Genomic DNA, 26,386 nt, shown 5'->3' on the forward strand with positions numbered 1-26,386 from the left:
GTGGGCCACGCACACAGTGCGCACTCGCACGGTGTTGTGAACGAGGCGTTGTCACAAAACGCGAGGGCTCACGGTCAATGAGCTGTCACTGTTCCCACTTGAGGAGATACATCGTGGACGCGCGTATCAACTACTTCGGCAACGCCCTCGCCGGAAAGGTCATGAAGCACCTCAACTCGGCCGGAGCGGCAGTGCATGCGGCCATCCCGGTCACCACTCAGGAGCTGGTGAAGATCCGTGCCAGCCAGATCAACGGCTGCGGCTTCTGCACCGACATGCACACCAAGGACGCCGCCGCGGCAGGTGAGGACCAGCAGCGTCTGAACCTGGTGGCCGTGTGGCGCGAGGCCACGGTCTTCTCGGACGCCGAGCGCGCCGCGCTGGAGCTGACCGAGCAGGGCACGCGCATCGCGGACGCCTCGGGCGGTGTGTCGGACGAGGCGTGGGCGAACGCCGCGAAGCACTACGACGAGGACCAGCTCGCCGCGCTGATCTCGCTGATCGCCGTCATCAACGCCTACAACCGCATCAACGTCATCAACCAGCAGCCGGCCGGCGGCTACAAGCCCGGCATGTTCGGCTGAGTCAGCCGCTCCGGCCCGGCCGGACACGAACCGTCCGTCGCCTGGTCGCCCCGACCACCGACCAGGCGACGGGCCAAGCCCGCCCCAGCCGGTCGACGGATGCCCGCACGGTCGCGTCGCACGCGGCGCTGCTGTCGTCGTGAAAACACGGCACCGCTGTCGTCGTGAGCCGACCGGCTGCGCCCGCCGGGCGGGCCGTGCCATCCGTCGCGGGCCACGCATCCCAAGGACCCTCATGTCAGAACGCCACGCACTCGCCCCCCTGCGACGGGTCAGCACGGAAGTCTTGGAAGTCGCCTACTACGAGACGGGTTCAGCGGACGGGGACACCGTGCTGCTCCTGCACGGTTTCCCCTACGACATCCACAGCTACGTGGACGTGGCCCCACTGCTCGCGGACAGCGGGTTCCGGGTCGTCGTTCCGTATCTGCGGGGGCACGGCCCCACCAGATTCCTCTTCGGATCGACTCCGCGCTCCGGTCAGCAGGCCGCCCTCGGCGCGGACGTCGTCGCTTTCATGGACGCCCTGGGCGTGGAGCGCGCCTACCTCGCCGGCTACGACTGGGGCGGGCGCGCGGCCAATGTCGCCGCCGCCCTGTGGCCCGAGCGCGTCCTCGGCCTGGTCTCGGTCAACAGCTACCTCATCCAGGACATCGGCGCGGCGGCGATCCCTCTCGCACCCGAACGGGAGGCGGGCTTCTGGTACTTCTACTACTTCCTCACCGAGCGGGGACGGGCCGGCCTGGCGAACGACCCCCGGGAGATCGCACGGGTCATCTGGAAGCGGAACTCCCCGAAGTGGCCGTTCCGCGAGAGTGATCTGGATCGGGCAGCGGAGTCCTTCACCAACCCCGACTACACCGACGTAGTGCTCCATTCGTACCGGCACCGGCTCGGTTTCGCGCCGGGCGCCGAGCAGTACGCGGAGTTGGAAGCGCGTCTGGCCGGGCTGCCGGCGATCACGGTGCCCACCATCACCCTGGACGGTCTGGCCGACGGCAACTTCCCGGCCACGGACGGCTCTTCGTCCGCCCGTCACTTCACCGGCCCCCGGCTCCACCGCAAGGTGGCGGACGCCGGCCACAACCTTCCGCAGGAGCGCCCAGAGGCGTTCGCGGCGGCCGTACGCGACGTGCGCGACCTGCGGCAGGAGCAGGCCGGCCGCGAACCCTTCGCCCGGGGACGCCAGGACGCGCCATGAACCAGGCCCCCACTCCGGAGGGCACCGCCGTCCTCCGCATCGCCAGTGCCCGTGGCCGGTGGACCCTGCTGGCCACCGTCCTGGGATCCGGCGTCGTGCTGCTCGGCTCGACGGTCACCAATGTCGCGCTCCCCCACATCGGCGAGGACTTCGACGCCGACCTCGCCGTGCTCCAGTGGACGGTCAACGCCTACATGCTGACCCTGGCAGGACTCATCCTGCTGGGCGGCTCCCTGGGAGACCGTTTCGGGCGGCGCCGCGTCTTCGTCCTGGGCATCGTGTGGTTCGCGGTGGCCTCGTTGCTGTGCGGCCTGGCCCCGGACACCAACACGCTGATCGCCGCCCGGGCACTCCAGGGCGTCGGCGGAGCGCTGCTCACCCCCGGCTCACTGGCGATCATCGAGACCTCCTTCCACCCGGACGACCGGCCGCGCGCGATCGGCCTGTGGTCCGGGTTCGGCGGCATCGGCGCCGCCCTCGGACCGTTCCTGGGCGGGTGGCTGGTCGACGGCCCCGGTTGGCGCTGGACCTTCCTGCTGAGCATCGTCCCGGCGCTGGTGTGCGTGCCCGTGGCGCTGCGTCATGTCCCGGAGTCCGTGGGCGCACCGCACAAGGAGGCGGCCCGCGCGGGAGGGTGGTGGCGGGCCGGTTTCGACATACCCGGTGCGGCCCTGGGCGCCCTGGCGCTCGCTCTGGTCACCTACGCGCTGACCGAGGCGCGCGACGGAGGTCCGGTGGCCGTCGCCGCGGCCGTCGGCGGCGTGCTGGCGGGGGCCGCGTTCCTCCGCGTGGAGCAACACAGCGGTGACCCGATGATGCCGCCGACGATCTTCGCCTCCCGGCAGTTCACCGCCGTCAATGTGATCACCTTGTGCGTGTACGCCGGTACGGGGGGCTTCTTCTTCCTGACGGCCCTGCACCTGCAGATCGTCGTCGGCTACTCGGCGCTGGCCGCCGGTGCGGCCATGCTGCCCAGCACCGTGCTGATGCTGCTGTTCTCGTCCCACTCCGGGATGCTCGCCCAGCGGCTGGGACCGCGGGTGCCGCTCACCGTCGGCCCGTTGGTGTGCGGAGCGGGGATGGTGATGATGCTGCGGGTCGGGCAGGGCGCGTCCTACGTCTACGACATCCTCCCCGCCCTGCTGGTGATGGGCAGCGGCATGGTCATCATGGTCGCTCCGCTGACGGTGACCCTGCTGGCCTCGGTGGACGCCTCGAACGCCGGATTGGCCAGCGGCATCAACAACGCCGCCGCCCGGGCGGCCGGTCTGGTGTCCGTGGCGGCGCTGCCGCTGCTGGTCGGGATGGGCCCCGAGGCATACCGGTCGGACGCGGCCTTCGACGCGGCCTTCACCCGGGCCATGCCCCTGTGCGCGGCCCTGCTGGCCGTCGGCGCGGCGGTCTCCTTCGGCACACTGCGGCAGACCGCCACCGCCCCGCATCCGCCGCACGGGCGGACTCACGGGTGGCTGATGGAACCCCCGTTGGTGTCCCGCTTCATCCGTCACGAAGCCGTCGAATGACACGACCGGAGCCTCGGCGGTCACACCGCCGCGGGCTCACCGGTCCCGTAGTGCAGAGGACCGCTGTCGCGGTGGTCCGCGCCGGCGCGTCACAGCGCGCCGGCCCCAGGAAAGGAACCAGACATGTCGTACCCGTACCCGGAACAGAAGTACTGGGGAGAGGACGGTGAGGTCAGCGCCGTCTTCCGGCCGGCCACCACACCGCCGGACATCGGTGAGAGCGGTACCGGGAAGGACGCCCTCCACTATCTGGCGACCACCGGCACCACACGGGGTGAGTTCGGGCTGTACCGCGTGGAGATGCGGCCCAGGGCGGGCGGCCCCAAGACCCACTACCACAAGCGGATCTCGGAGTCGTTCTACATCCTCGACGGCACGGTGCGGGTGTTCGACGGTGTGCGGTGGGTCGACGCCCGCAAGGGGGACTTCCTGCACGTGCCCCAGGGCGGGCTGCACGCTTTCCGCAACGACTCCGACGCCCCGGCCGACATGCTGCTGCTGTTCACCCCGGGCGCCCCGCGTGAGGAGTACTTCGAGCAGGTCTCCCAGCTGGCGCACGCCTCCGAGGAGGAGCGTGCCGCGTTCTTCGACAGGCACGACTCGTACTTCGTGGAGTAGGAGCGGCCGGCAGCGGAAGGGCCCCGTATCCGTGACCTCCCGGCGACGACCGGTGTCACGGGTACGGGGCCCGCTGTGAGCGTCCGACCGCGAGGTCAGGCGGTGGGCCTCGGGGCGCGCAGGTGGGCGCGCTCCTTCAGCTCTTCCTCCTCGACCAGTTCGAGCATGGGCTTGCCGGGGGCGCACATCATGGTGACGACGAACTCCGTCGTCTCGTCGTCGAGGGCGTTGCCGTCCTGGTAGTGGATGGCGTCGCCGCCCGGCTCCCAGAAGGTGCCGCCGGCCTCGATGATGCGCTCGGGCTCACCCTCGAGTTCGAAGCGAACGGCACCCTTGACGACGTACCCGAAGGCCGGGCCGGAGTGACGGTGCGGCGGGGTGCCGGGGTCACCGGGCTCCCACTGGACGTGGATGGTCATCGCCGAGGCGCCCTCGGGAACCGTGATCGGCGAGGCGTCCTGGAGCATCTTCGCCGCGCGGGTCCAGCTGGGGCCGTCCGCGCCGCCGTCTCCGTGACCGTGGCCGTGGTGGTCGTGCTGTGAGTTCTCCGACACTGGGTCGCACCTTCCGTGGTTCCACCGTGCACGGGCGACACATCGTCCGCTGACACGATTCATGTCCGGTCGTAAGACCGCTCGATCCTTCTGACCAGGTGTCGGCCGGATCTGTGACAAGGGACGACAGTCGGTTCGCGTCCCGCACCCCGGGAGGCAGGGCGCGGTGTCACAAGAAACGAATGCGCGCTGTCTAGGTCTGGTGAGCACGGTGGCACGCGCCAATGTCCGCCACTGTCTGCCACCGACATCCAGCGGGTTCACACGCCCCCTGACGGAAGAGACCCAGATGAAAGTCGTCGTCGTAGGTGCCACCGGCCTGATCGGTTCCCGGACCGTCGCCAGGCTCCGAGACCACGGGGTGGAGGTCGTGCCGATCTCCCGCGGCGAAGGAGTCGACGTCAGCACCGGGGAAGGTCTCGCCCGGATGCTGCGCACCGCCGAGGTGCTCGTGGACGTCACCGACGCGCCCTCCCGGGACCAACAGGTCAGCACGGACTTCTTCACCACCTCGACGAGCAACCTCCTCAAGGCCGCCGCCGCGGCGGGCGTGGAGCACTACGTGGCGCTGTCGGTGGTGGGCGCCGACCGGGTCGGCTCGGGCTGGTTCCGGGCCAAGGCCGCGCAGGAGGACCTGATCAGGCACACCACCATCCCGTATTCCGTGGTCCGTGCCACGCCGTTCCACGAGTCGGTGGCGGCCGCCGCCGTGGCCGGCACCCGGTCCGACGGTGTGCACGTGCCGCCCCTGCTGCTGCGGCCGGTCGCGGCGGACGACGTCGCCACGACGGTCGCCCATGTCGCGGTGGGGCTGCCGGAGTTCGGCGTGGTCGAGGCAGCCGGTCCCGGCGAGGTGCGCCTCGACGACGCCACGGCCGCGCTGCTGGGCACCCTGGGCCGGCCCGGCCCGGTCGTCGCCGACGCGCGTGCCCCGTTCTTCGGCGCCGTGGTCGAGGAGCGGGCCCTCCTCCCCGGGCCGGACGCCCACCTGGGCCACCACACGTTCGCCCAGTGGCTCAAGAACCGCTGAGGTGACCGGGCGGCGCCGCCTCGTCGCCCGCGCAACCCACCAGGTCGACTGCCCACGACACCCACCGTGTCCGCGTCCGACATCGTCGGCGCTCACGCCGTGACAGGAAGGCTGCCATGAATGAACCGTCCCGGCCCACTGAGACACCTGTGATCAGTGAGCTCGACCAGCTACCCGACCGGGACCGCGAGGAGACCGCCGAGTGGCAGGCGTCCCTCGACGCGGTAGTGCGCAACGCCGGGCCGGAACGGGCTGTGTATCTGATGCGGCGCGTGCACGAGTTCGCCGCGCGGACGGGAACGTCGCTGCCGGGGCTGCTGTTCTCGGACTACGTCAACACCGTCCCGGCCGCGGCGCAGCCGGAGTTCGACGGTGACCTGGAGATGGAGTCCAGGATCACCGCGCTCAACCGGTGGAACGCCGCGGCGATGGTCACCCGCGGTTCCCGGCTGGGACTGGGCGGCCACATCTCCACGTACGCCTCGGCCGCCTGGCTCTACGAGATCGGGTTCAACCACTTCTTCCAGGGCAAGGACGGGGACGGCTCGGGGGACCAGCTCTTCCTGCAAGGGCACGCCTCCCCCGGCATCTACGCCCGGGTCTTCCTCGAAGGACGCCTGAGCGAGGCGCAGCTGGACGCCTTCCGGCGGGAGGCGGGCGGTCAGGGCCTGCCGTCCTACCCGCACCCCCGACGGCTGCCGTGGCTGTGGGAGTTCCCGACGGTGTCCATGGGGCTCGGCCCGCTCGGCGCCATCTACCAGGCCCGCTTCAACCGCTATCTGCACGCCCGCGGTATCAAGGACACCTCGGCCTCACGGGTGTGGGCGTTCCTGGGCGACGGGGAGATGGACGAGCCCGAGTCCATGGCGGCCCTGACGCTGGCCTCCCGCGAGGGCCTGGACAACCTGACGTTCGTCGTCAACTGCAATCTGCAGCGCCTGGACGGGCCGGTACGGTCCAACTCGAAGATCGTCCAGGAGCTGGAGGCACGGTTCCGCGGTGCGGGCTGGAACGTGGTCAAGACCTTGTGGGGAGAAGCCTGGGACCCGCTGCTGAGCCAGGACACCACCGGCGACCTGGTGCGCCGGCTGGGCGAGGTGCCCGACGCGCAGATGCAGACGCTCGCCGTGCGGGACGCCGCCTACATACGCAAGAACTTCTTCCAGGGTGACGCCCTGTCCGCGCTCTCCGCCTCCCTGAGCGATGCGCAGGTGGTCGAGTTGTTCGAGAACTCGCGGGGCGGACACGAGCCGTTGAAGGTGTACTCCGCCTACCGGGCCGCCGTGGAGCACCGGGACGCGCCGACGGTGGTCCTCGCCCAGACGGTGAAGGGGCACACGCTGGGCTCGGCGTTCGAGTCCCGCAACGCCAACCACCAGATGAAGAAGCTCACGATGGATCAGTTCCGGGCGATGCGCGACCTGTTGGAGCTGTCCATCCCCGACGCGGCGCTCGCCGGGGACCAGGTCCCGTACTGGCATCCCGGGGAGAACTCGCCCGAGGTGCGGTACCTGCGCGAACGCCGGGCCGCGCTGGGCGGTCCCGTGCCGCTGCGCCGGGTCACCGCCAAGCCGCTGCCGGAGCCGCCCGCCAGGCCCTTCGAAGCGTTGGAGAAGGGGTTCGGCCACCAGGAGGTCGCCACTACGATGGCGCTGGTCCGGCTGGTCAAGGACCTGATGCGCGACCCGCACAGCGGGGCCCGCTGGGTGCCGATCATCCCCGACGAGGCCCGCACCTTCGGCATGGAGTCGATGTTCCCCACGGCCGGCATCTACTCGCCGCAGGGCCAGAACTACGACCCGGTCGACGCGGACCAGTTGCTCCACTACAAGGAGAGCACCACCGGGCAACTGCTCATCGAGGGCATCACGGAGGCCGGTTCGGTCGCCGAGTTCACCGCCGCGGCGACCTCGTACGCCACACACGGCGAGCCGATGATCCCGTTCTACATCTTCTACGCCATGTTCGGTTTCCAGCGCACCGGCGACCAGTTCTGGGCGCTCGCCGACCAGATGGGCCGCGGCTTCGTGGTCGGCGGCACGGCAGGGCGTACGACGATGACCGGTGAGGGCCTGCAGCACGGGGACGGCCACTCGCACCTGCTCGCCTCCACCAACCCCGCGGCGATCAGCTACGACCCGGCGTTCGCCTACGAGATCGCGGTGATCGTCCGCGACGGTCTGCGCCGGATGTACGGCGAGCGGCCCGAGAACGTCTTCTACTACCTGACCGTCTACAACGAGCCCAAGGTGCAGCCCGCCATGCCGGCGGTCCCCGGCATCGAGGAGGGCATCCTCCGGGGCATCTACCGGTTCCGGCCCGCCGAACCCGTCACCGACGGTCCCCGGCTGCAACTGCTGTCCTCCGGTACGGCCATCCACTGGGCCCTGAGGGCACAGGAACTGCTCGCCTCCGACTGGCAGGTGTACGCCGACGTGTGGTCGGTGACGTCCTGGACCGAGCTGCGCCGGGACGCGATGCGTGCCGACGACGCCCGGATGCGGGGCGAGGACCACACACCGTTCGTCACCCGGGCCCTGGCCGGAGCGCCGGGGCCGGTGCTGGCCGTCAGCGACTGGATGCGGCAGATACCCGACCAGATCAGCCAGTGGGTCGAACAGGACTACTACTCCCTGGGCACCGACGGTTTCGGGCTGTCCGACACCCGTGAGGACGTGCGTCGGCACTTCCGGGTGGACGCCGAGTCGATCGTGGTGACCGCGCTGGACCGGCTGGCCCGAGCCGGGCAGATCCCGTCGGCGACCGTCGCTCAGGCCCGCGCACGTTACGGCCTCGACCGGTGAGTGCCGGCGTGCCGCGACCGACCCCGCATGCGCCGTACGGGCCGCATGCCGCAAACCGTGGACAACAGGTTCGGGGGGCACTCACGCCCTGCCGATCCATGAGGAGTTGAACGACATCATGACGGTTTCCGTGACCCTGCCGGCCCTCGGCGAGTCAGTCACCGAGGGCATCGTGACCCGCTGGCTGAAGCAGGTCGGCGAACGAGTCGAGGCCGACGAGCCCTTGCTGGAGGTCTCCACCGACAAGGTCGACACCGAGATCCCCTCCCCCGCGGCCGGCGTCCTGCTGGAGATCACCGTCGCCGAGGACGAGACCGTCGAGATCGGCGCCCGTCTCGGCGTCATCGGCACGTCGGACGCCGTCCCGGCGGCCACGCCGACGCCGACGCCTGCACCGGCACCGGCGGCCACGACGCCGACGCCCGCCCCGACGCCCACCCCGGCTCCCACGCCTGCCCCCGCACCCGCACCTGTGCCTGCGCCCGCGCCCGCGCCCGCGCCCGCGCCCGCCGAGGCTCCGCAGGCCGTCCCGGCGCCGGTCGTGCCTGACACGCCCGCAGTCCCCGCACCCGCCGCACCTATGCCTGCACCGGCGCCTGCGCCTGCGCCTGCGCCTGCCGCATCCACCCTCCGCGGTCGGACGGTCCCGATGACTCGCATCCGCAAGGCCATCGGGAACAACCTGAAGAAGGCCCTGCACGAGCAGGCGCAACTGACCAGCACGGTCGAGGCCGACGTCACACGGCTGATGCGGCTGCGGAATCGGGCCAAGGACGGTTTCCTGGCCCGCGAGGGCCTCAAGCTCTCCCCCCTGCCCTTCTTCATCATGGCCGCCGCCCAGGCGCTGAAGGCCCACCCGGTGGTCAACGCCAGGATCAACGAGGCCGAGGGGACCATCACCTACTTCGACACCGAGAACATCGGTATCGCGGTCGACACGGAGAACGGCCTGATGACCCCGGTCATCAGGAACGCCGGTGACCTGACGGTCGCCGGGCTCACCCGGGCCGTCCACGACCTGGCCGAGCGGGCCCGCGGTGGTCACCTCACCCCCGACGACGTGTCGGGCGCGACGTTCACGATCTCCAACACCGGTTCGCGCGGTGCCCTGTTCGACACCGTCATCGTGCCCCCGAACCAGGCCGCGATCCTGGGCGTAGGGACCACGGTCAGGCGACCCGCGGTGGTGCGCGACGGCGACGACGAGGTCATCGGCATCCGGGACCTGGTGCACCTGTCGCTGTCCTACGACCACAGGCTGGTGGACGGGGCGGACGCGGCCCGTTATCTGACCGCGGTCAGGGCGATCCTGGAGTCCGGGTCCTTCGAGGACGCTGTGTAGTTCCCGGCGCCTGGGCGCGGAAAAGGGCCGGTGCGGGCGGACGCTCGCACCGGCCCTTCGCCGTCTCCGCCCGCGGCACGGCCGGGCGTCAGGGTCGACGGACCGACAGTCTGTCCGCCAGGTCGTGGACCTGGATCGAGACGGTGACGGCGCCCCCGTCCTCCCTCCGTCCCACAGGGGCGGGTACGTGGCGCAGGATGGTGTCGATCCGTTCGTCGCCCGCGAGGAAGAACCCGTAGAGCGTCTCCCAGCCGCCGGTCAGCGCGTGGTGGCCCAAGTGGCGCAGTAGGCGGGTACCGAGTCCGCGGCCCTGCCAGGAGTCCTCGACGAGGAGTGCGGCCTCCACGCCCGTGCGGTCCGGCAGCAAGTGGCCGACGGCGACGACACGACCGATGGTGTCCCGCGCGGCCAGATGCACCGAGCCGGGGCGGGACAGCAGAGTGGGCAGGTAGGTCCGGGGGTCGGCCATGGCCCGGTGGTAGCGGCTCCACACGGACTGCGGTGAGCAGCGGCGGTGCATCGCCACGTGGCGGGCGAGGTCGCCGAGTCCTGTTGGGGTGATGCGCGGTTCGCGGCGCATGAGTACGTCCTTGCGCGGCCGGGCCGGTGCCTGTCCGTGCGCGCGGGCCCGGCGGTAGGTTGAGCGGGGTCGGTTCCGTTGACCGGCCGGACCGGTCGGGTGTGCCCTCCCAGATGCCGGTCGAGGGCCGGCGGTACACCGCCGGCCCTCGATCTCCGGGTGCGGGGTCAGCGCACCGCGCGAGCAGCTTCCTCGATGACCTCGGTCACCGTGCCGGGCCGCGAGACGCTCACCGCGTGGGAGGCGCGGACCTCCGTGGTGTGGGCGCCGGCTCGCTCAGCCATGAACTCCTGAACTGCGGGCGGGATGTTGCGGTCACCCGTGGCCACGAGCACCCAGGACGGGATGGTCTTCCAGGCCGGTTCGGCCGCGCCCTCAGCGAGCGCCGCCTCGGTGATCGGTCGCTGCGTGACGGCCATCAGCTCGGTCTTGTTACGGGGCACATCGGCCGCGAACTGGTGGCGGAACTTGTCGTTCCGGATGTAGAGGTCGGTGCCTTGCGAACCGTCGGCGTTCGTGATCGGCACAGGGCGCAGCGCGGCCCCCAGGGTGCTGCCGGGGAACTTTCCCGACAGGTCGTCGGCGCTCTCACCCTTCTCCGGGAGGAAGGCGGCGAGGTAGACCAGCGCCTTGACGTTCTCGTTGCCGGTGGCGGCGTTGCTGATCACCGAACCGCCGTAGGAGTGACCCGCCAGCACGATGGGCCCGTCGATGTCGGCCAGGATGTTCTTCAGGTAGGCGGAGTCGCCGCTCAGGGAGCGCAGCGGGTTGGCGACGGCGACGACCGGATAGCCGTCGTGCCGGAGCCTGCTGATGACGCCGTTCCAGCTGGTGGAGTCGGCGAACGCACCGTGGACCAGGACGACGGTGGGCTTGGGCTCCTGGTCGGGAGTGCCCTTGTCGGCGGAGGCCGGGGCGACCGTGGTGGCGAGCAGGCCGGCGGCGATGCTGGCGCCGGCCAGCGCGGTGAACGCACTGCGGGCCCTGCTGATGCGGGGGTTACGGATCATGTCGAGTGCCTTTCGGGCGGATTGGGTGCGCAGGTCTCCCTGGGCGGGAGGGGCGGTGCCGGTGGGCGGTGAAGGTGCGCGCTGAAAGCGGCGAGCCGCGGGTGCACGGGGTGAGGCGGTGTGGGCGGTGCTGGTCGCACCCGCCCACACGTTGTGTCGCCTTTTCATTCCTTAAGACCGGAGAACAACGGAAGGTGTGACATGTCGCGATGTCAGGTTCCGCCAGGCGTGCACCGGTCAGGGCCGGTGACGGTCGGAGATCTCCTTGTACTCGGCCGCCGTGGGCTTGGAGACCTGTGTGCCGGTGCCGTAGAGGGCACGGCTGAGCCCGGCGCGCAGCCGCTGGGTACGGGTCGGCATGGCACCGTCCGCGTCCCGCACGGCTACGGCCGTCAGGGGCCGGTACTGCTCATGAGCGGTCAGCGTGTGCAGTCGCGCCGGGGCGAGGGGCTCATGGATCTCCACGTACCCGCCGTCCGGAAGGCGTTTGATGACACCGCTCTCACGGCCGTGCAACACCTTGTCGCGGTCCCGGCGCTGCAGGCCCAGTGCCAGCCGTTTGGTGACGACGAAGGCCAGGACCGGGACGACGAACAGGCCGATGCGCACGGTCCAGGTCACCGCATTGACGGACATGTTCAGCCGGATGGCGATGATGTCGTTGGCGGCTCCCACGAGAGCCACGGCGTACACGCTGAGCCAGGCAACGCCCAGGGCGGTCCGCACCGGGCGGTTGCGTGGGCGGTCCAGCAGGTGGTGATCGCGGTCGTCGTCCGTGACCCAGGACTCCAGGAACGGATAGGCGCCCATGGCCAGGAAGAGCAGCACGCCGATCAGCAGGGGCAGGAAGTTGTCCAGGGCCAGGGTGTGACCCCAGAAGTCGATCTCCCAGCCCGGCATGACGCGCAGCAGGCCGTCGGCGACGCCCATGTACCAGTCGGGCTGGGATCCGGCGGAGACCTGGTCGGGGCGGAAGGGTCCGTATTTCCACACGGGATTGATCTGCGCGACGGCGGCCATGAAGAAGATCACGCCGGACACGAAGAAGAAGTAGGCGGCGGCCTTGGCGGCGTACACCTTGAGCGGGAGGCCGACGACGTTGCTGTTGGTGCGGCCGGGGCCGGGGTACTGGGTGTGCCGGTGGCGTACGGCCAGGGCCACGTGGCCGACGATCAACGCGACCATCAGTCCGGGGATGACGAGGACGTGCAGGACGTTGAAGCGGGCGATCAGGTCGTCGCCGGGGAACTCGCCGCCGAAGAGGAAGAAGGACAGATAGGTCCCGACGACCGGGATCGACAGAAGGGTGCCGTTCACGACCTGCAGCCCGGTTCCGGACAACAGGTCGTCGGGAAGGTCGTAGCCGGTCAGTCCCGCGAACATCGCCAATGTGAGCAGCAGGAAACCGAATATCCAGTTCAGCTCTCGCGGTTTGCGGAACGCGCCGGTGAAGAAGACCCGCATCATGTGCGCGAAGACGGCGGCCACGAAGACCAGGGCTGCCCAGTGGTGCGCCTGGCGGATGAGCAGACCGCCGCGGACGTCGAAGGAGATGTGCAGGGTCGAGTCGAACGCCTCCGACACCAACTGCCCCCGCAACGGGGCATAGCTGCCCTGGTAGACCACAAGTTCGGAGGAGGGGTGGAAGTAGAAGCTCAGATAGACGCCGGTGACGAGCAGGATGACGAAGCTGTAGAGCGCGATCTCGCCGAGCAGGAACGACGCGTGTTCGGGGAAGACCAGGCGCCGTGCGGAGCGGACGACACGGCGGTAGCCGAGTCGGCCCTCCGCCCATTGGGCCACCCTCTCCCCCGTGCGCCCCTGCTCCGGCTCGGCCGGCCGGCTGTCGTTGCTCATCTCTTCACCACTCATCTCTGCGTCACCCGACGCTCACCGCGGCCCGCGCCGCAGTCCCGGGTTCCGGCCGCGAGGCCCGTTCGGCGTGCATACGGCGCGGTCAGGCCGACTCCTCCACGACTGTGCCGTTCGGGCATAATTCGTGAACTTCTGTCGACACCTTGACCGGGGAGACGGCTGGGGTGTGACGCCGACGGCCCGGCCCGAGGTCAGCAGGATCAGCAGTGTCAGCGGGTCACGATGTTCTCGAGTTCCTCGCCCGCGGCGAATCGGGCCAACTGGCGTCGGATGAGCGCTTCGAGGCGCGGCCACAGGGAGAGGGTGAACGCTCCGACGTGCGGGGTGATGAGCACGCCCGGTGTCGTCCAGAGCGGATGTGCCTGCGGTAGCGGTTCGGGGTCGGTCACGTCGAGCGCAGCCCACAACCGACCGGCGTGTGCCTCCTTCAGCAGGGCGTCGGTGTCGACGACGGCTCCTCGGGACACGTTGACGAGCAGGGCGCCGTCCTTCATGCGTGCCAACAGGCCCGCGTCGAAGAGCTGACGGGTCTGCGGGGTGAGCGGGATGGACAGTACGACGACGTCCGCGTCCGCGAGGAGGTCGGGCAGCCGAGTCACGGAGTGCACCCGCCCACGCCGCGAGTCCCGTTCCTCGCTCGCGACGCGGGTCACCGCGCAGCCGAAGGGCGCCAGGAGGTCCTCCACCGCGGAACCGACGGCGCCGTAGCCGACGATGAGCACGGACCGGCCGTACAGGGAGGGGGAGAACTGCGGGCGCCACGCCCCGCGGTCCTGGGCGCGGAGTGCCTCCGGTATGCCCCGCAGCGAGGCGAGGATGAGGGTCAGGGCGAGTTCCGCCGTGCTCGGCGCGGGGACTCCTCGCGCGTTGCAGAGCGTCACCTGGCGAGGGAGCCGGTCCAGAGCCGCCCGCAGTTCGTCGGTCCCCGAACTGAGTGCCTGGACCACGCGCAGACGTGTCATCCGGTTCAGCGGCCTGCTGATGATGTCGATGTCCTGGGTCAGCGGCGGGGCGTAGAACTCGACCTTCGCGGGGTCCGAGGGTAAGTCCGAACGGCCGTCCCAGCGGGCGTAGTTGAGTCCGGGCGGCAGGTCGGCCAGATCGGCGAAGTCGGCGGGCAGCCATACCTGGGGGGAGTTCGCGCTCATGTCGACGGGGCTCTGCTTTCACTCCGGGTTCGTGGGCCGGAAACACACGGCACTCGGGCCGGTGCACGGCCGGTCCGGCTCCGAGGCCGGACCAAGAGAACTGACTGCACATGTCATTCATCTGTGACAGCACACGCCCGTGACAGCGGTCACTCTCCAGGGGGCAGCGATCGCTCCCCAGGGGCAGCGGTCACTTCCGCGAGACACCGGCCGGTCGTCGCAGGCGACCCGCCTGTCACACGCTCGGCTCACACACTGTCTTGCTGACATGCACCCTGTTGTCAGCACAGAAGCACCGCCCACCCGGCCGTACCCGGACTCCTATGCCGTCACCGCCGAGTTCTACGACATCTTGCAGGCCGACCAGGACGAGACCCGCGTCCGTCATATCTACGGCGGTGAGGTCGCGAAGGCCCGTCTCGGTGTGCTGGACATCGGTGCCGGGACCGGGCGGGTCACCCTGATGAGCCTGACCGAGTCCCGGGTCGACGTGCACGCGGTCGAGCCCGCACGGGCCATGCGCACATCGCTGCTGACCCGCCTCGCCGTCCTGCCCGCGCCCCAGCGGGAGCGGGTGACCGTGCACCCGTACACGCTGGACCGGGCGGGTCTGTACGCGGTCGCGGACGTGGCCGTGTGCCACAACACGGTCGCCTGTCTCCCCCCGGCCGCGCGGGACGTGCTCTGGCCCGCGGTCCGGGCGGCCCTGGTCCCCGGGGGTTCACTGTTCCTGCAGCTCCCGCCCGCCGTGCTGCCCGCCCGTGACGTCGTACGCCTCCTGCCGGAGAAGCGGGTGGGCGAGCACGTGTACGGGGGCCGCATGACGATGTCGACCGCCGGATATCGCATCCGCAACCGCGTCGAATACTGGGTGCGCGGCGCCCAAGGTGTGCTGCGGGAGCACACGGAGACGTTCTGGATGTGGCCCGCCTCGCGCGCTCGCCTCATTGCCGACCTCGAACGGCACGAGTTCGTCCCGCTGCCGGGCCACGACGATCCCCGCGTCCTGGCCGTCACACGGCCGGACCACACCTGAACCGGCCGCCGGAAGGCGCCGGAGACGCCACGGTGACCGCCCCGGCACCCCCGCACAGCGATGTCACAAACGGTGTCGTCGACCGGTCTGATGGATTACCGGACCACACGACTCGCTGTGTGCGCCTCACAAATTGGGACGGGGATCTCATGTCGCCTGTGAATACGTTCGTCATCGTCGGGGGCGGCCTGGCCGCGGGCAAGACCGCGGAGGAACTGCGCGAGCACGGCCACGACGGGCCGCTCCTCGTCATCGGGGACGAGCGGGAACGGCCCTACATTCGACCGCCGCTGTCCAAGGGCTATCTGCTGGGCAAGGAGGACCGCGAGTCCATTCACGTGCACCCCGAGGGCTGGTACCGCGAACACGACGTCGAGCTGCTCCTGGGCACCAGCGTGACCTCCGTCGACGCGCATGCCGCGGAGGTCACGCTGGACGACGGCCGTCGCGTGCCCTACGCCAAGCTGCTCCTGGCGACGGGTTCCTCCCCGCGCCGTCTGTCGGTACCCGGCGCGGACCTGGAGAACGTGCTGTACCTGCGGCGCGTCGGCGACAGTGAGCGGCTGAAGGCCGCGTTCACCGAGGGTGCCCGGATCGTGGTGGTCGGCGGTGGCTGGATCGGTCTGGAGACGGCCGCCGCGGCCCGGGCCGCCGGCGCGGACGTGACCGTTCTCGAACGTGGCGAACTGCCGTTGCTGAAGGTGCTGGGCCGGGAAGCGGCCGAGGTCTTCGCCCGTCTGCACCAGGACCACGGGGTGGACCTGCGTCCCCACGCCCGTGTCGAGCGGATCACCGGAACCGGGGGCCGCGTCGACGGCGTGCAGCTCGCCGACGGGGTTCACCTGCCCGCGGACGCCGTCGTGGTGGGCGTGGGCATCACGCCCAACGTCCGTCTCGCCGAGGAGGCGGGCCTCGAGGTGCGCGACGGCATCGTGACGGACGAGCGGCTGCGGACCTCCGCGGCCGGCATCCACGCCGCCGGTGACGTCGCCAACGCCTACCACCCGCGGCTCGGCCGGCACCTGCGCGTCGAGCACTGGGCCAACGCGCTGCACCAGCCGCGTACCGCCGCGCTGAGCATGCTGGGCAAGGACGCGGTGTACGACCGGTTGCCGTACTTCTACACCGACCAGTACGACCTCGGGATGGAGTACACCGGGTACGCCGAACCGGGCGGCTACGACCGTGTGGTCTTCCGCGGGGCGCGGGAAGAGCGGCGGTTCATCGCCTTCTGGATGTCCGGAAACCGGGTCGTGGCAGGGATGAGCGTCAATGTGTGGGACGTCATCGGGACGGTCCGTGCCCTGATCGAGTCCGGCACGGAGACGGACGACGCCGTCCTCGCCGATCCTTCGGTCCCGCTGGAGAGCCTGCTTCCGCGGCACGCGCGGCCGGCGGGAGCTGAGGCGTGACCGACGCTTCCCTCGCACCACTGCGGCCGATGCCGGACGACTGGCAGCGCGCCCTGGCGGTGGTGGCGCATCCCGACGATCTCGAGTACGGATGCTCGGCGGCCGTGGCCGCCTGGGTGGCCGAGGGCCGGCAGATCACCTACGTGCTCGCCACCCGCGGTGAGGCCGGCATCGACACCCTCACGCCCGAGCGGGCCGGCCCGTTGCGCGAGGCGGAACAGCGTGCCGCCGCGGCGGCGGTCGGTGTCCCGGCGGTGGAGTTCCTCGACCACCGGGACGGTGTGATCGAGTACGGCGTGGCCCTGCGCCGCGACATCGCCGCCGCCGTCCGGCGTCACCGGCCCGAGCTGGTGCTCACGCTGAATCACCGGGACACCTGGGCCGGCGGCGCCTGGAACACCCCGGACCACGTGGCGGTGGGTCGCGCCGTGCTGGACGCGGCGGCGGACGCCGGCAACCGCTGGATCTTCCCTGAACTCGCCGAACAAGGGCTCCGGCCCTGGGACGGTGTCCGGTGGGTGGCCGTCGCCAACTCGCCGACGCCGTCCCACGCCGTGTCCGCCGAGGCCGGCTTCGAACAGGCGGTGCAGTCCCTGCTGCGGCACCGGGCCTACCTCGAAGCCCTGACCGACGAGGACCCCGAGACGTACGTGCGTCGCTTCCTGGCCGACAGCACCCGCCTCCACAGCGCGCGGTTCACCGGCGGTCCCGCCGTCGCCTTCGAACTGTTCAGCCGATGACCGACGTCCGCCAATCCGCGTGCTTCGCAGGGCAGCCCCGTCATCCGCACGGGCCGCACCGAGAAAGGACCATTGATGACGTACGAGTCCCCCGCCGTTCTGGACGCCGGGCCGTCCGACGGCGTCGATCCGGACGAGTTCGTACGAGCGGCCATGCGCTGGCACTTCGACCCGGCGACCGGCTCCCGCTACTGGCTCGACCGAGCCGAGCGGCTCGCCTTCGATCCGCGACGGGACGTCAAGGGCGTGGACGACTTGTCGCTCTTCCCCGACCTCACCGACGAGCTGCGGCACGTACCGGTGGCGGACCTGATCCCCCGGGGCTACGGCAGCGACGCCCGGCTGATCAACGTCTTCGACAGCGGCGGGACGACCGGGGCGCCCAAGCGGGTCGTCCAGCTCGACGACTGGATGCGGCGCAGCACCGAGCAGGTCGACCGGCGGCTGCGGGAGCACGGCCTGCCCCTCGGCGCCCAGTGGCTGACCGTGGCGCCGACCGGTCCGCACCTGGTGGGGGACGTACTGCAGCGGGCGGCGGCGTCGCTCGGCGGCCCGGGCCTGAGCATCGACATGGACCCCCGCTGGGTGAAGAAGCTGATCGCCGCGGGCCGCAGCGACGAGGTCGAGTCCTACACCGACCATCTCGTCGAACAGTGCCGCCGGATCCTGCTGACCCAGGACATCGGGGTACTGGCCGCCACCACGCCGCTGCTGGAACGCTTCGCCCGCGAGGACGACCTCCTGGAGCGGATCAACGGTTCCGTCCGGGCGATCCTCTGGGGCGGCACCCACATGGACCCCGATACCCGGCACCTGCTGGCCACGGAGGTCTTTCCCGATGTGCCGCTCATCGGCATGTACGGCAACACCATGATGCTCACCGCGCTGCTCGAACGCCCCGGTCTCGACGCCTCGCAGCCCTGCGTCTTCGACCCGGTGTCGCCGTACGTGTTCCTGTCGGTCGTCTACCCCGCCACCGGGGAACGCGTCGAGGTGGGTGAGCGGGGCCAGGTGATCGTCAGTCACGTCAGCAAGTCCATGCTCATCCCCAACAACGCGGAACGCGACACGGCGGTGCGTGTGCGGCCGGCCGACGGCCACGCGGGCGACGCCGTCGCGGACGTGGCGCCCGTGGCCACGGTGAAGGGCGAGACCGTGATCGAGGGCGTGTACTGATGACGGTCGTGAAGGCCGACGGGCCGGTGTACCTGGACGCGCTGGGCCCAGGCGGCCCTTACCGGACGCGCGTACCGAGCAGCGTGACGGACGTGTCCGGTGCCGAGGTGGCGCGACTGAGCCTGGTGCCGCCGGTCTACGTCGACCGCGCCCTGGCCGCGCTGCGCAAGGCCGAGGCCGTACCGACGGCCGGCATGGACACCCTTCTGGAGGCGGCCGCCGAGGAGTTCGCCACCGGCACCATCGGCGGGCTGGGCGTACGCGAGTACGAACACCTGGTGAGCCGCACCTCCGGCAGCCCACTGACGGTGGTGCGCACCGCGACACGGGACACCGCGAGATTCGTCAGCCTGGCCCGTTCCTCGGCCGACCGGGGCAGGCCGCGCGGGGCGGCCCGGGACAGTTGGGATCCGGCCCTCGGGTCCGGGCACGCCGTATGGGCCCGCCGGGGCGAGGTGTTCGCCGTCAACGCCTCCGGCAACCATCCCGGTGTCCACCGGTTGTGGCTGGAGGCGCTGACGCTGGGCTACCGCGTCGCCGTACGTCCGTCCCGGCGGGAGCCGTTCACTCCGCACCGCCTGGTCGGAGCCCTGCACCGGGCGGGCGTCCGGGAGGACCAGCTCGTGCTGCTGCCCACGGACCACCAGGCCGCCGGGGCGTTGATCCGCGGTGCGGACCGCGCGGTGGTGTACGGCGGTGACGACGTGGTCGCCCGGTACGCGCACGATGCCCGCGTGCTGCCGCAGGGGCCCGGCCGGACCAAGATCCTCGTCCCCGCGGACACGGACTGGCGGGAGTACCTCGACACCATCGTCGAATCCGTCGCCGACGAGGGCGGCACCGCGTGCGTCAACGCCACCGCCGTCCTCGTCGAAGGCGATCCGGCACCGCTCGCCGAGGCCGTCGCTGACCGCCTGTCCCGGCTGCCCGGCCTGCCGCCCCAGGACACCAGGGCGGTACTCCCGGTGTGCCCGTTGGACCGGGCCTGGGCCCTCGACTCCTATCTGCAGAAGGTGGCGGCGGGGACCCGCGCCTGGCTCGGCGGTGACGGCATCGTCGACGACCTCGGGGACGGAAGTGCCGTACTGCGTCCGGCAGTCCACCAGGTCGACCACGCGGGAGCCGCGCAACTGCGGGCCGAACTCCCCTTTCCCTGCGTGTGGGTCGCGCCGTGGAACCGCTCGGACGGAATCGCGCCGCTGCGGGAGACCCTCGTCCTCTCGGTCCTCTCGCGCGACCACGCCCTGCTGGACACCCTGCTGGCGGAACCCACCATCGCCAATGTGTACGCCGGTGACCGGCCTACCCATTGGATGGCTCCGGGCGTGCCGCACGACAGTTACCTGTCGGACTTCCTGATGCGCAGCAAGGCCGTTGTCGGCTTCGAGTGAACGGCGGTCAGTGCGGCAGGACCAGCATCACGGCCGTCCCCAACGCCATTGCCCCGTCGCGGACGTGCCCGTACGGGTCCGCCGCGGCGGCGCGGTGCGCGGCGCCCGTGGCGGTCCGCAGCGCGGGCATGGGGCGCATCAACGACCGTACGGCGAAGCCGAGGAGACTGAGCGTCAGCGCGGCGGTGACCAGGGCCGCCGTCATCGATGCGCTCGCCGCGGGGCCGTGAGCCGCGGTGTGGTGGGCGACCGGAACACCTCCGGCCAGGGTCTCGTGGCCGGGCGCGGCCCCACCGTGGGGCGTCCGCGACATCCAGGCCATCGCCGCCATGCCCGCGGCCGGCGGCAGCCGCCCGGCGATCGCCGCCACCGTGCCCGTCGTACGGCGGTACAGCGCGGTCAGCGGGAACCACAGCGTGGCCGCCGCACAGAGCACCACCGTGGTCCGGCCGGTCAGCGACCGGCCGAGGCTCCAGGGCATGATCGCCATGGCCGCCGCCATGGCGAAGTGCAGGAGGTGGTCCACCCGGTCGCGGCGGCCCGCTCCCGGTGACCGGACCCCGCGCCGCAGCACATGCAGGGACACGACGACGAAGAGCAGCGTCAGCATGCAGTGCACGATGTGCAGTGCTGGCGTCTTGTCCGACACTGGGTGCACCTCCTGGTCCATGACGGTTTCTCAGTCCTGACCAGGTGTGCGATCGATCCGTGACAGCGACGACGGTTGTCCGGGAGCGACCGGATGACACGGTGTGCCAACGTGACGGCGCCGGGGCGGCCGGACGACCATCCGACGCTGCGTCCGTCCGCGGCCGCTTGTAGCATGGGGCGCACGAAGCCAGAAGGGACGACCCATGCACGCTGGCGCCCAACCCGGCACCCTGGACCAAGCGACGAAGGACTTCCTTTTCGGCGCGCTCACGGCTTTTCGGCATCGCGTACCGAGTCCTGGGCAGCGCGGTGGAGGCCGAGGACATCGTGCAGGAGACCTGGCTTCGATGGCAGAACACCGACCGTGCGAAGGTCAATGAGCCGCTCGCCTTCCTGACCACGGTCGCCACGAGGCTGGCGATCAACCTGGCCCAGTCCGCACGGGTACGCCGGGAGTCCTACGTCGGGCCCTGGCTTCCCGAGCCCGTCGACACCGCGCAGGATCCGCAGTTGGGCGCGGAGCGGGCCGAAGCCCTGGACATGGCGGTGCTGCTCCTGCTGGAGAAGCTGAATCCCCTGGAGCGAACCGCCTACGTGCTCCGGGAGGCGTTCGACTACCCCTACGGACAGGTCGCCGAGATCCTGGAGATCACCGAGGCCAACGCCCGTCAGCTCGTGAGCCGCGGGCGCAGGCACCTGGCTGCCGAGCGCAAGGAGCGCGTCACGCCGGCGGCCCATCGGCGGCTGCTGGAGGTCTTCCTCTCCGCGGCGCGGACGGGCGACCTGTCGGTACTGGAGGACGTACTCACCGCCGATGTCGTCAGCTACTCGGACGGCAACGGAATCCGCGGCGCGTCCAAGGTCCCGGTCGTCGGACGGGCTCACGTCTCGCAGTACCTCGTGGCCTTCGCTCCGCGTTTCTGGCCGCAGTCCGAGATCCGGTGGGTCGAGGCGAACGGCCGGTCGGCCGTGCTGGTCTCGTCCGGCGGGGAGCCGGTCGCCCTGCTGACCGCCGACATCTCGGCGGGCGGCATCGACCGGATCATGTGGGTGATGAACCCGGACAAGCTGAAGCCGTTCGTGGCCTCGCTGAGGGACTGACCGAGCTGCGGTCGGGCCTTCGCGGGCATCGAGGGACCGGGCGTCACAGTTACGGCTGCTTGTCGGTCATTCAGTAGTCCCGGCCTCTGCCGGGACTGCGCACTTCGACGACAACGGAGTCATGCCGTGACCGAGCGGATCCAGTTGCCCACCCTGTCGACCGAGAAGGATTACAACGGAGAGGAGTTCTCGCCCATCTACACGACCACCGTGACCGTCCACGGCGGCGTGGCCTCACATGGACGGGCCTCCGGCCGGGCCCGCTCGTCCGACGGCGCCCTCGACCTCGACCTGCGGATGCCGGCCGAGCTGGGCGGTGACGGCCGGGGAACCAACCCCGAGCAGCTCTTCGCGGCGGGTTTCGCGGCGTGCTTCCACGGCGCGCTGAGCCTGCTGGCACGTCAGGAGGGCCTCGATCCGGCGGCGATCTCCGTCGAGGCGACCGTCGCCTTCGGGCGGGACCCGGAGGACGGCGGCTATCTGCTGCACGTCGATCTGGTGGTGCGGTGGCCCGGAGTCGCTCCCGAGACGGCCGACGACCTGATCGAGAAGGCCGACGCGTTGTGTCCGTACGCGCGCATGGCCTGGCGGGGAACGCCGACCACCATCACGCTGGCCTCCTGACCGGCACGCCCCGCGACGAGCAGCCGCCCCGGCGGCGGCTGCTCGTCGCGGGGCGGCGGTCAGGACGGGAACCACAGGTCCGCGTCGGCGGCTTCTTCCTTGCGGGCGGTGAAGACGGAGATCTCCTTCTTGCTCAGACTCTGCGGCGGCAGTGCCGCGACGAGAGGGTGATCGCCCACCGTGTCACGCGGTCGGCGGGGCTCCGGAGCCGCCGCGGTGAAGTACTCGGCGTTGACGGCAAGGTAGTGCGCCCAGTCCGGCGGCAGGTCGTCCTCGTAGAAGATGGCCTCCACGGGGCAGACGGGTTCGCACGCGTGGCAGTCGACGCACTCCTCGGGGTTGATGTAGAGCGTGCGTGAGCCCTCGTAGATGCAGTCCACGGGGCATTCGGTCACACAGGCCCGGTCCTTGATGTCGACGCAGGGCTGCGCGATGACGTATGTCATCCCTCTCCTCCTCCTCGAACGTCGAACGCGTCGCGGGGCCGGCTCGCGCGGACGTCGGGCTCGTCTGTATGACCAGGAACACCGTCACGTTGTGACACGGGTTCTGCCACTGTCACAAACCGCCGCCTGACCTGGTCTAGTCAGTGACCACCCATTGCGACCGGGAGCAATCGTGCCTATCACCGAACGACAAATTTCCACCACGGTGCTGGTGATCGGTACCGGCGGTGCCGGCCTTCGGGCCGCGATCGAACTGGCCGAGGCCGGTGTCGACGTCGTCGCCGTCGGCAAGCGTCCCAAGGAGGACACCCACACGTCCCTGGCCGCCGGGGGCATCAACGCGGCGCTGGCCACGATGGACCCCGAGGACTCCTGGCAGCAGCACGCCGCGGACACGCTCAAGGAGAGTTACCTCCTCGGCGACCCCCGCACCGCCGAGATCGTCACCCAGGGGGCGGCCCTGGGCATCGACGACCTGGAGCGGTACGGCATGGAGTTCGCCCGTGAAGGGGACGGCCGTATCTCCCAGCGCTTCTTCGGCGCCCACAAGTTCCGCCGTACCGCCTTCGCCGGTGACTACACCGGCCTGGAGATCCAGCGCACCCTCATCCGGCGTGCGAGCCAGCTCGACATACCCATGCTCGACACCGTGTACATCACACGGCTGCTGGTCCACGAAGGTGCTGTCTTCGGGGCCTACGGCTTCGACCTGAACAACGGCACCGGCTACCTCGTCCACGCGGACGCCGTCATCCTCGCGGCCGGCGGGCACACGCGCATCTGGCGCCGCACCTCCTCCCGGCGGGACGAGAACACCGGCGACTCCTTCCGCCTGGCGGTCGAGGCCGGGGCCCGCCTGCGCGACCCCGAGCTGGTGCAGTTCCATCCGTCCGGGATCATCGAACCGGAGAACGCCGCCGGCACCCTGGTCAGCGAGGCCGCCCGCGGCGAGGGCGGCATCCTGCGCAACGCCCTCGGCGAGCGGTACATGAACCGCTACGACCCCGAGCGCATGGAACTGTCCACTCGCGACCGCGTGGCCCTCGCCTCCTACACCGAGATCAAGGAAGGCCGCGGCACCCCCAACGGCGGGGTCTGGCTCGACGTCTCCCATCTGCCCCGTCAGACGATCATGAACCGGCTGCCCCGGGTCTACCAGACGCTCCTCGAACTGCAGATGCTCGACATCACCCGTGAACCCATCGAGGTCGCCCCCACGGCGCACTACTCGATGGGGGGCGTCTGGGTCCGTCCGGAGGACCACAGCACCGACGTGCGCGGCCTGTACGCCATCGGCGAGGCGTCCAGCGGACTGCACGGCGCCAACCGGCTGGGGGGCAACAGCCTGATCGAACTCCTCGTCTACGGCCGTATCACCGGTCAGGCGGCGGCCGCCTACTCGGAGTCGCTCACCGCGCAGCCCCGGTCCGCGACCGCCGTGGCCCAGGCGCGCGCCGAAGTCGAGGAACTGCTCGCCGCCGACGGGCCCGAGAACGTCCGCGCGCTCCAGCGCGCGATCCGCAACACGATGACCGAGCACGCCGGTGTCGTCCGCGACGAAGAGGGTCTGCGCACCGGGCTGGCGGAACTGGACGCCATCGAGGAACGCATGCAGAACGTAGGGGTGCACCCCGACATCGCCGGCTTCCAGGACCTCGCCCACGCCTTCGACCTGAAGTCGGCCGCCCTCGCGGCCCGCGCCACTCTCGAAGCGGCGCTGGAACGCCGGGAGACCCGCGGGTGTCACAACCGCAGTGACTTCCCCGACATGGATCCCGCCCTCCGCGTGAACCTCGTCTGGTCCCCGACGACGGGAATCACCCGCGAGAGCATCCCTGCCATTCCGGACGAGATCGCGTCCCTCATGGCGGAAGTCTCCACCGACGGAAAGCTCGTCGAATAGCGGCCCTCCGGCCGAGAGAAACGCTTCACGCACAGCTCCCGTGTCACAGAAAACGTCCGCACTCGGTCGTTCCCGGTGCGGACGACACCGCACGTCTCGAAAGGATCGTCACCATGAAGGTTGTAGTCATCGGCGGTACCGGACTGATCGGCTCGAAGCTGGTGGCCAAGCTCAATGAGCACGGTCACGAGGCGGTACCGGCCGCCCCGAACACCGGCGTCAACACGCTCACGGGCGAGGGGCTGGCCGAGGTCCTGACCGGTGCGTCGGTCGTGATCGACGTGTCCAACTCGCCGTCCTTCGAGGACGATGCCGTGATGGAGTTCTTCCGGACCTCGACCACCAACCTCCTCAAGGCGGAGGCGGACGCGGGTGTGACCCACCACGTGGCGCTCTCCGTGGTCGGCACGGAGCGGCTGCAGGAGAGCGGCTACTTCCGCGCCAAGCAGGCGCAGGAGACCCTGATCAAGGAGTCCGGCATCCCCTACTCCATCGTTCACGCCACGCAGTTCTTCGAGTTCATGAAGGGCATCGCCGAGGCGGCGACCGAGGGTGACACCGTCCGGCTGGCCCCGGTCAAGATCCGTCCCGTCTTCTCCGACGACGTGGCCGCCACGGTCGGCCGCACCGCGGTCGGCGGCCCCGTCAACGGGGTCGTGGAGATCGCCGGCCCCGACGAGTTCCAGCTCGACGAGCTGATCCGCAAGGGCCTGGCCGCCAAGAAGGACCCGCGCAAGGTCGTGACCGACGTGCACGCCCCGTACTTCGGTGCGGAGCTGAAGGAGACCACGCTGCTCCCCGGTCCGGACGCGAACATCGGCGCGACCCGGTTCGCCGACTGGCTCGCCCAGCAGAGCTGAGTCGGCGTGTGGCGGGCCCCTCGAGGGCCCGCCGGCCAGAGGGATGGGGCCTGTCGTCCGCACCGCGGCACGGCAGGCCCCTCTTCACCTCCGGCACAGACAGCAACCGCAGAGAAAGCCACTCACCATGCTGATTCATCGCGACAAGACAGCTTCACCGGTCGTCGTTTCATATCCGGCAGTGACCGGTACCTACACCATCGACCCGGTCCACAGCACGATCGGCTTCTCCGTCCGGCACGCCATGGTCTCCAACGTCCGTGGACGGTTCGAACGTTTCGAGGGCCTGCTCAAACTCGACGGCGCCGAGCCGTCCCGCTCGGAGGCGTACGTCAGTGTCCAGACCGACAGCCTGGACACGGGCGTGGCGGATCGCGACGCGCACCTGGCGGGGCCCGACTTCTTCGACTCGGCGACGTATCCCCTGATGGCCTTCCGCTCCACCGGGATCACCCCGCTCGGCGACGACGAGTTCCAGCTCCTGGGCAGCCTCTGCATCAAGGACGTCGAACTGCCCCTGACCATCGACATCACCTTCGGTGGGGCCGGCAGCGACGCCTTCGGCAACCATCGCGTCGGATTCGACGGCAGGGCCACCCTGCGGCGTTCGGACTGGGGACTGGCCTGGAACACGCCGCTGGACACAGGGGGTGTCCTCGTCGGTGACAAGGTGACCCTGACCCTGGACATCTCGGCCGTACGGGCCGACCAGGACGCGGCGGCCTGACGGAAAAACGGATGTGGGTGGGCGGGGTGGTCCCGGCTTCGGGACCACCC

Annotated in this window: 23 protein-coding genes and 1 pseudogene; 17 read left to right on the forward strand and 7 right to left on the reverse strand. The window is 70.4% G+C overall.

The window, feature by feature from the left end; genetic code table 11:
- Positions 1 to 113 precede the first annotated feature (113 nt).
- From ACFV7R_RS04275 to ACFV7R_RS04290, 4 genes are all read left to right on the forward strand, one after another.
- Positions 114 to 584, forward strand: coding sequence for a carboxymuconolactone decarboxylase family protein (locus tag ACFV7R_RS04275; RefSeq protein WP_210572015.1), 471 nt, complete (start codon positions 114 to 116; stop codon positions 582 to 584).
- Positions 585 to 819: 235 nt separating this feature from the next.
- Complete coding sequence (locus ACFV7R_RS04280) at positions 820 to 1,785, forward strand: alpha/beta fold hydrolase (protein WP_385259668.1); 966 nt, start codon at positions 820 to 822, stop codon at positions 1,783 to 1,785.
- On the forward strand, positions 1,782 to 3,308 hold the full coding sequence (locus tag ACFV7R_RS04285) for an MFS transporter (protein WP_385259671.1): 1,527 nt from the start codon (positions 1,782 to 1,784) through the stop codon (positions 3,306 to 3,308). Before ACFV7R_RS04280 ends, ACFV7R_RS04285 begins: the two co-directional genes overlap by 4 nt.
- A gap of 123 nt (positions 3,309 to 3,431) precedes the next feature.
- Positions 3,432 to 3,926 (forward strand): cupin domain-containing protein, encoded by a 495-nt coding sequence (locus ACFV7R_RS04290; RefSeq protein WP_210572009.1) that lies wholly within the window; start codon positions 3,432 to 3,434, stop codon positions 3,924 to 3,926.
- A 95-nt stretch (positions 3,927 to 4,021) separates the two neighbouring features.
- Here the strand turns inward: ACFV7R_RS04290 and ACFV7R_RS04295 are convergent, their stop codons facing one another.
- A complete protein-coding gene (locus ACFV7R_RS04295; protein WP_385259673.1) occupies positions 4,022 to 4,480 on the reverse strand; it encodes a cupin domain-containing protein in 459 nt (152 codons plus the stop codon).
- A gap of 289 nt (positions 4,481 to 4,769) precedes the next feature.
- Between ACFV7R_RS04295 and ACFV7R_RS04300 the strand changes: the two genes are divergently transcribed.
- From ACFV7R_RS04300 to ACFV7R_RS04310, 3 genes are all read left to right on the forward strand, one after another.
- On the forward strand, positions 4,770 to 5,510 hold the full coding sequence (locus ACFV7R_RS04300) for an SDR family oxidoreductase (RefSeq protein ID WP_385259674.1): 741 nt from the start codon (positions 4,770 to 4,772) through the stop codon (positions 5,508 to 5,510).
- Between the two features lie 116 nt (positions 5,511 to 5,626).
- Entirely contained in the window at positions 5,627 to 8,314 is a 2,688-nt protein-coding gene (gene aceE, locus ACFV7R_RS04305) for a pyruvate dehydrogenase (acetyl-transferring), homodimeric type (protein ID WP_385259676.1), read from the forward strand.
- A 118-nt stretch (positions 8,315 to 8,432) separates the two neighbouring features.
- Positions 8,433 to 9,656, forward strand: coding sequence for a 2-oxo acid dehydrogenase subunit E2 (locus tag ACFV7R_RS04310; RefSeq protein ID WP_385259678.1), 1,224 nt, complete (start codon positions 8,433 to 8,435; stop codon positions 9,654 to 9,656).
- Positions 9,657 to 9,744: 88 nt separating this feature from the next.
- Here ACFV7R_RS04310 and ACFV7R_RS04315 read toward each other — a convergent pair whose 3' ends face one another.
- The 4 genes from ACFV7R_RS04315 to ACFV7R_RS04330 all read right to left on the reverse strand — a co-directional run bounded on the left by ACFV7R_RS04315 (position 9,745) and on the right by ACFV7R_RS04330 (position 14,269).
- On the reverse strand, positions 9,745 to 10,236 hold the full coding sequence (locus ACFV7R_RS04315; RefSeq protein ID WP_385259680.1) for a GNAT family N-acetyltransferase: 492 nt from the start codon (positions 10,234 to 10,236) through the stop codon (positions 9,745 to 9,747).
- A 167-nt stretch (positions 10,237 to 10,403) separates the two neighbouring features.
- Entirely contained in the window at positions 10,404 to 11,246 is an 843-nt protein-coding gene (locus tag ACFV7R_RS04320; protein WP_385259681.1) for an alpha/beta fold hydrolase, read from the reverse strand.
- A 237-nt stretch (positions 11,247 to 11,483) separates the two neighbouring features.
- Positions 11,484 to 13,103: a cytochrome bc complex cytochrome b subunit gene (locus ACFV7R_RS04325; protein WP_385259683.1), complete on the reverse strand. Its 1,620-nt coding sequence runs from the start codon at positions 13,101 to 13,103 to the stop codon at positions 11,484 to 11,486.
- Positions 13,104 to 13,330: 227 nt separating this feature from the next.
- Positions 13,331 to 14,269, reverse strand: coding sequence for a 2-hydroxyacid dehydrogenase (locus ACFV7R_RS04330; RefSeq protein WP_385259684.1), 939 nt, complete (start codon positions 14,267 to 14,269; stop codon positions 13,331 to 13,333).
- Positions 14,270 to 14,537: 268 nt separating this feature from the next.
- On the opposite strand from ACFV7R_RS04330, the gene ACFV7R_RS04335 reads away from it, so the two are divergent.
- From ACFV7R_RS04335 to ACFV7R_RS04355, 5 genes are all read left to right on the forward strand, one after another.
- Positions 14,538 to 15,305 (forward strand): class I SAM-dependent methyltransferase, encoded by a 768-nt coding sequence (locus ACFV7R_RS04335; RefSeq protein ID WP_385259686.1) that lies wholly within the window; start codon positions 14,538 to 14,540, stop codon positions 15,303 to 15,305.
- A 149-nt stretch (positions 15,306 to 15,454) separates the two neighbouring features.
- Positions 15,455 to 16,717, forward strand: coding sequence for an NAD(P)/FAD-dependent oxidoreductase (locus tag ACFV7R_RS04340; RefSeq protein WP_385259689.1), 1,263 nt, complete (start codon positions 15,455 to 15,457; stop codon positions 16,715 to 16,717).
- Positions 16,718 to 16,746: 29 nt separating this feature from the next.
- Positions 16,747 to 17,457: a PIG-L deacetylase family protein gene (locus tag ACFV7R_RS04345; protein WP_385259766.1), complete on the forward strand. Its 711-nt coding sequence runs from the start codon at positions 16,747 to 16,749 to the stop codon at positions 17,455 to 17,457.
- Positions 17,458 to 17,532: 75 nt separating this feature from the next.
- Entirely contained in the window at positions 17,533 to 18,633 is a 1,101-nt protein-coding gene (locus ACFV7R_RS04350) for a phenazine antibiotic biosynthesis protein (RefSeq protein WP_385259692.1), read from the forward strand.
- A complete protein-coding gene (locus ACFV7R_RS04355; protein ID WP_385259694.1) occupies positions 18,633 to 20,024 on the forward strand; it encodes an aldehyde dehydrogenase family protein in 1,392 nt (463 codons plus the stop codon). Before ACFV7R_RS04350 ends, ACFV7R_RS04355 begins: the two co-directional genes overlap by 1 nt.
- A 7-nt stretch (positions 20,025 to 20,031) precedes the next feature.
- Here ACFV7R_RS04355 and ACFV7R_RS04360 read toward each other — a convergent pair whose 3' ends face one another.
- Complete coding sequence (locus ACFV7R_RS04360; RefSeq protein ID WP_385259696.1) at positions 20,032 to 20,673, reverse strand: DUF5134 domain-containing protein; 642 nt, start codon at positions 20,671 to 20,673, stop codon at positions 20,032 to 20,034.
- Between the two features lie 205 nt (positions 20,674 to 20,878).
- Between ACFV7R_RS04360 and ACFV7R_RS04365 the strand changes: the two are divergent.
- Positions 20,879 to 21,776 (forward strand): annotated as a pseudogene (locus tag ACFV7R_RS04365) (RNA polymerase sigma-70 factor).
- Positions 21,777 to 21,902: 126 nt separating this feature from the next.
- Complete coding sequence (locus ACFV7R_RS04370) at positions 21,903 to 22,400, forward strand: Ohr family peroxiredoxin (RefSeq protein ID WP_385259699.1); 498 nt, start codon at positions 21,903 to 21,905, stop codon at positions 22,398 to 22,400.
- Between the two features lie 59 nt (positions 22,401 to 22,459).
- Here the strand turns inward: ACFV7R_RS04370 and fdxA are convergent, their stop codons facing one another.
- On the reverse strand, positions 22,460 to 22,846 hold the full coding sequence (gene fdxA / locus ACFV7R_RS04375) for a ferredoxin (RefSeq protein ID WP_385259702.1): 387 nt from the start codon (positions 22,844 to 22,846) through the stop codon (positions 22,460 to 22,462).
- A gap of 172 nt (positions 22,847 to 23,018) precedes the next feature.
- On the opposite strand from fdxA, the gene ACFV7R_RS04380 reads away from it, so the two are divergent.
- The 3 genes from ACFV7R_RS04380 (at position 23,019) to ACFV7R_RS04390 (ending at position 26,336) form a co-directional block, all read left to right on the forward strand.
- Complete coding sequence (locus ACFV7R_RS04380) at positions 23,019 to 24,749, forward strand: L-aspartate oxidase (protein ID WP_385259705.1); 1,731 nt, start codon at positions 23,019 to 23,021, stop codon at positions 24,747 to 24,749.
- 113 nt (positions 24,750 to 24,862) lie between these two features.
- On the forward strand, positions 24,863 to 25,609 hold the full coding sequence (locus ACFV7R_RS04385; RefSeq protein WP_385259707.1) for an SDR family oxidoreductase: 747 nt from the start codon (positions 24,863 to 24,865) through the stop codon (positions 25,607 to 25,609).
- A gap of 127 nt (positions 25,610 to 25,736) precedes the next feature.
- Positions 25,737 to 26,336: a YceI family protein gene (locus ACFV7R_RS04390; RefSeq protein WP_385259710.1), complete on the forward strand. Its 600-nt coding sequence runs from the start codon at positions 25,737 to 25,739 to the stop codon at positions 26,334 to 26,336.
- Positions 26,337 to 26,386 lie beyond the last annotated feature (50 nt).

The sequence above is a fragment of the Streptomyces sp. NPDC059866 genome (genome assembly GCF_042731325.1).
Taxonomy (GTDB): domain Bacteria; phylum Actinomycetota; class Actinomycetes; order Streptomycetales; family Streptomycetaceae; genus Streptomyces; species Streptomyces flavusporus.

Coding starts and splice junctions, on each gene's coding strand:
- ACFV7R_RS04280 (WP_385259668.1), top strand. CDS start 820: ATGTCAGAACGCCACGCACTCGCCCCCCTGCGACGGGTCAGCACGGAA.
- ACFV7R_RS04285 (WP_385259671.1), top strand. CDS start 1,782: ATGAACCAGGCCCCCACTCCGGAGGGCACCGCCGTCCTCCGCATCGCC.
- ACFV7R_RS04290 (WP_210572009.1), top strand. CDS start 3,432: ATGTCGTACCCGTACCCGGAACAGAAGTACTGGGGAGAGGACGGTGAG.
- ACFV7R_RS04300 (WP_385259674.1), top strand. CDS start 4,770: ATGAAAGTCGTCGTCGTAGGTGCCACCGGCCTGATCGGTTCCCGGACC.
- aceE (WP_385259676.1), top strand. CDS start 5,627: ATGAATGAACCGTCCCGGCCCACTGAGACACCTGTGATCAGTGAGCTC.
- ACFV7R_RS04310 (WP_385259678.1), top strand. CDS start 8,433: ATGACGGTTTCCGTGACCCTGCCGGCCCTCGGCGAGTCAGTCACCGAG.
- ACFV7R_RS04315 (WP_385259680.1), bottom strand. CDS start 10,236: ATGCGCCGCGAACCGCGCATCACCCCAACAGGACTCGGCGACCTCGCC.
- ACFV7R_RS04320 (WP_385259681.1), bottom strand. CDS start 11,246: ATGATCCGTAACCCCCGCATCAGCAGGGCCCGCAGTGCGTTCACCGCG.
- ACFV7R_RS04325 (WP_385259683.1), bottom strand. CDS start 13,103: ATGAGCAACGACAGCCGGCCGGCCGAGCCGGAGCAGGGGCGCACGGGG.
- ACFV7R_RS04330 (WP_385259684.1), bottom strand. CDS start 14,269: ATGAGCGCGAACTCCCCCCAGGTATGGCTGCCCGCCGACTTCGCCGAT.
- ACFV7R_RS04335 (WP_385259686.1), top strand. CDS start 14,538: ATGCACCCTGTTGTCAGCACAGAAGCACCGCCCACCCGGCCGTACCCG.
- ACFV7R_RS04340 (WP_385259689.1), top strand. CDS start 15,455: ATGTCGCCTGTGAATACGTTCGTCATCGTCGGGGGCGGCCTGGCCGCG.
- ACFV7R_RS04345 (WP_385259766.1), top strand. CDS start 16,747: ATGCCGGACGACTGGCAGCGCGCCCTGGCGGTGGTGGCGCATCCCGAC.
- ACFV7R_RS04350 (WP_385259692.1), top strand. CDS start 17,533: ATGACGTACGAGTCCCCCGCCGTTCTGGACGCCGGGCCGTCCGACGGC.
- ACFV7R_RS04355 (WP_385259694.1), top strand. CDS start 18,633: ATGACGGTCGTGAAGGCCGACGGGCCGGTGTACCTGGACGCGCTGGGC.
- fdxA (WP_385259702.1), bottom strand. CDS start 22,846: ATGACATACGTCATCGCGCAGCCCTGCGTCGACATCAAGGACCGGGCC.
- ACFV7R_RS04385 (WP_385259707.1), top strand. CDS start 24,863: ATGAAGGTTGTAGTCATCGGCGGTACCGGACTGATCGGCTCGAAGCTG.
- ACFV7R_RS04390 (WP_385259710.1), top strand. CDS start 25,737: ATGCTGATTCATCGCGACAAGACAGCTTCACCGGTCGTCGTTTCATAT.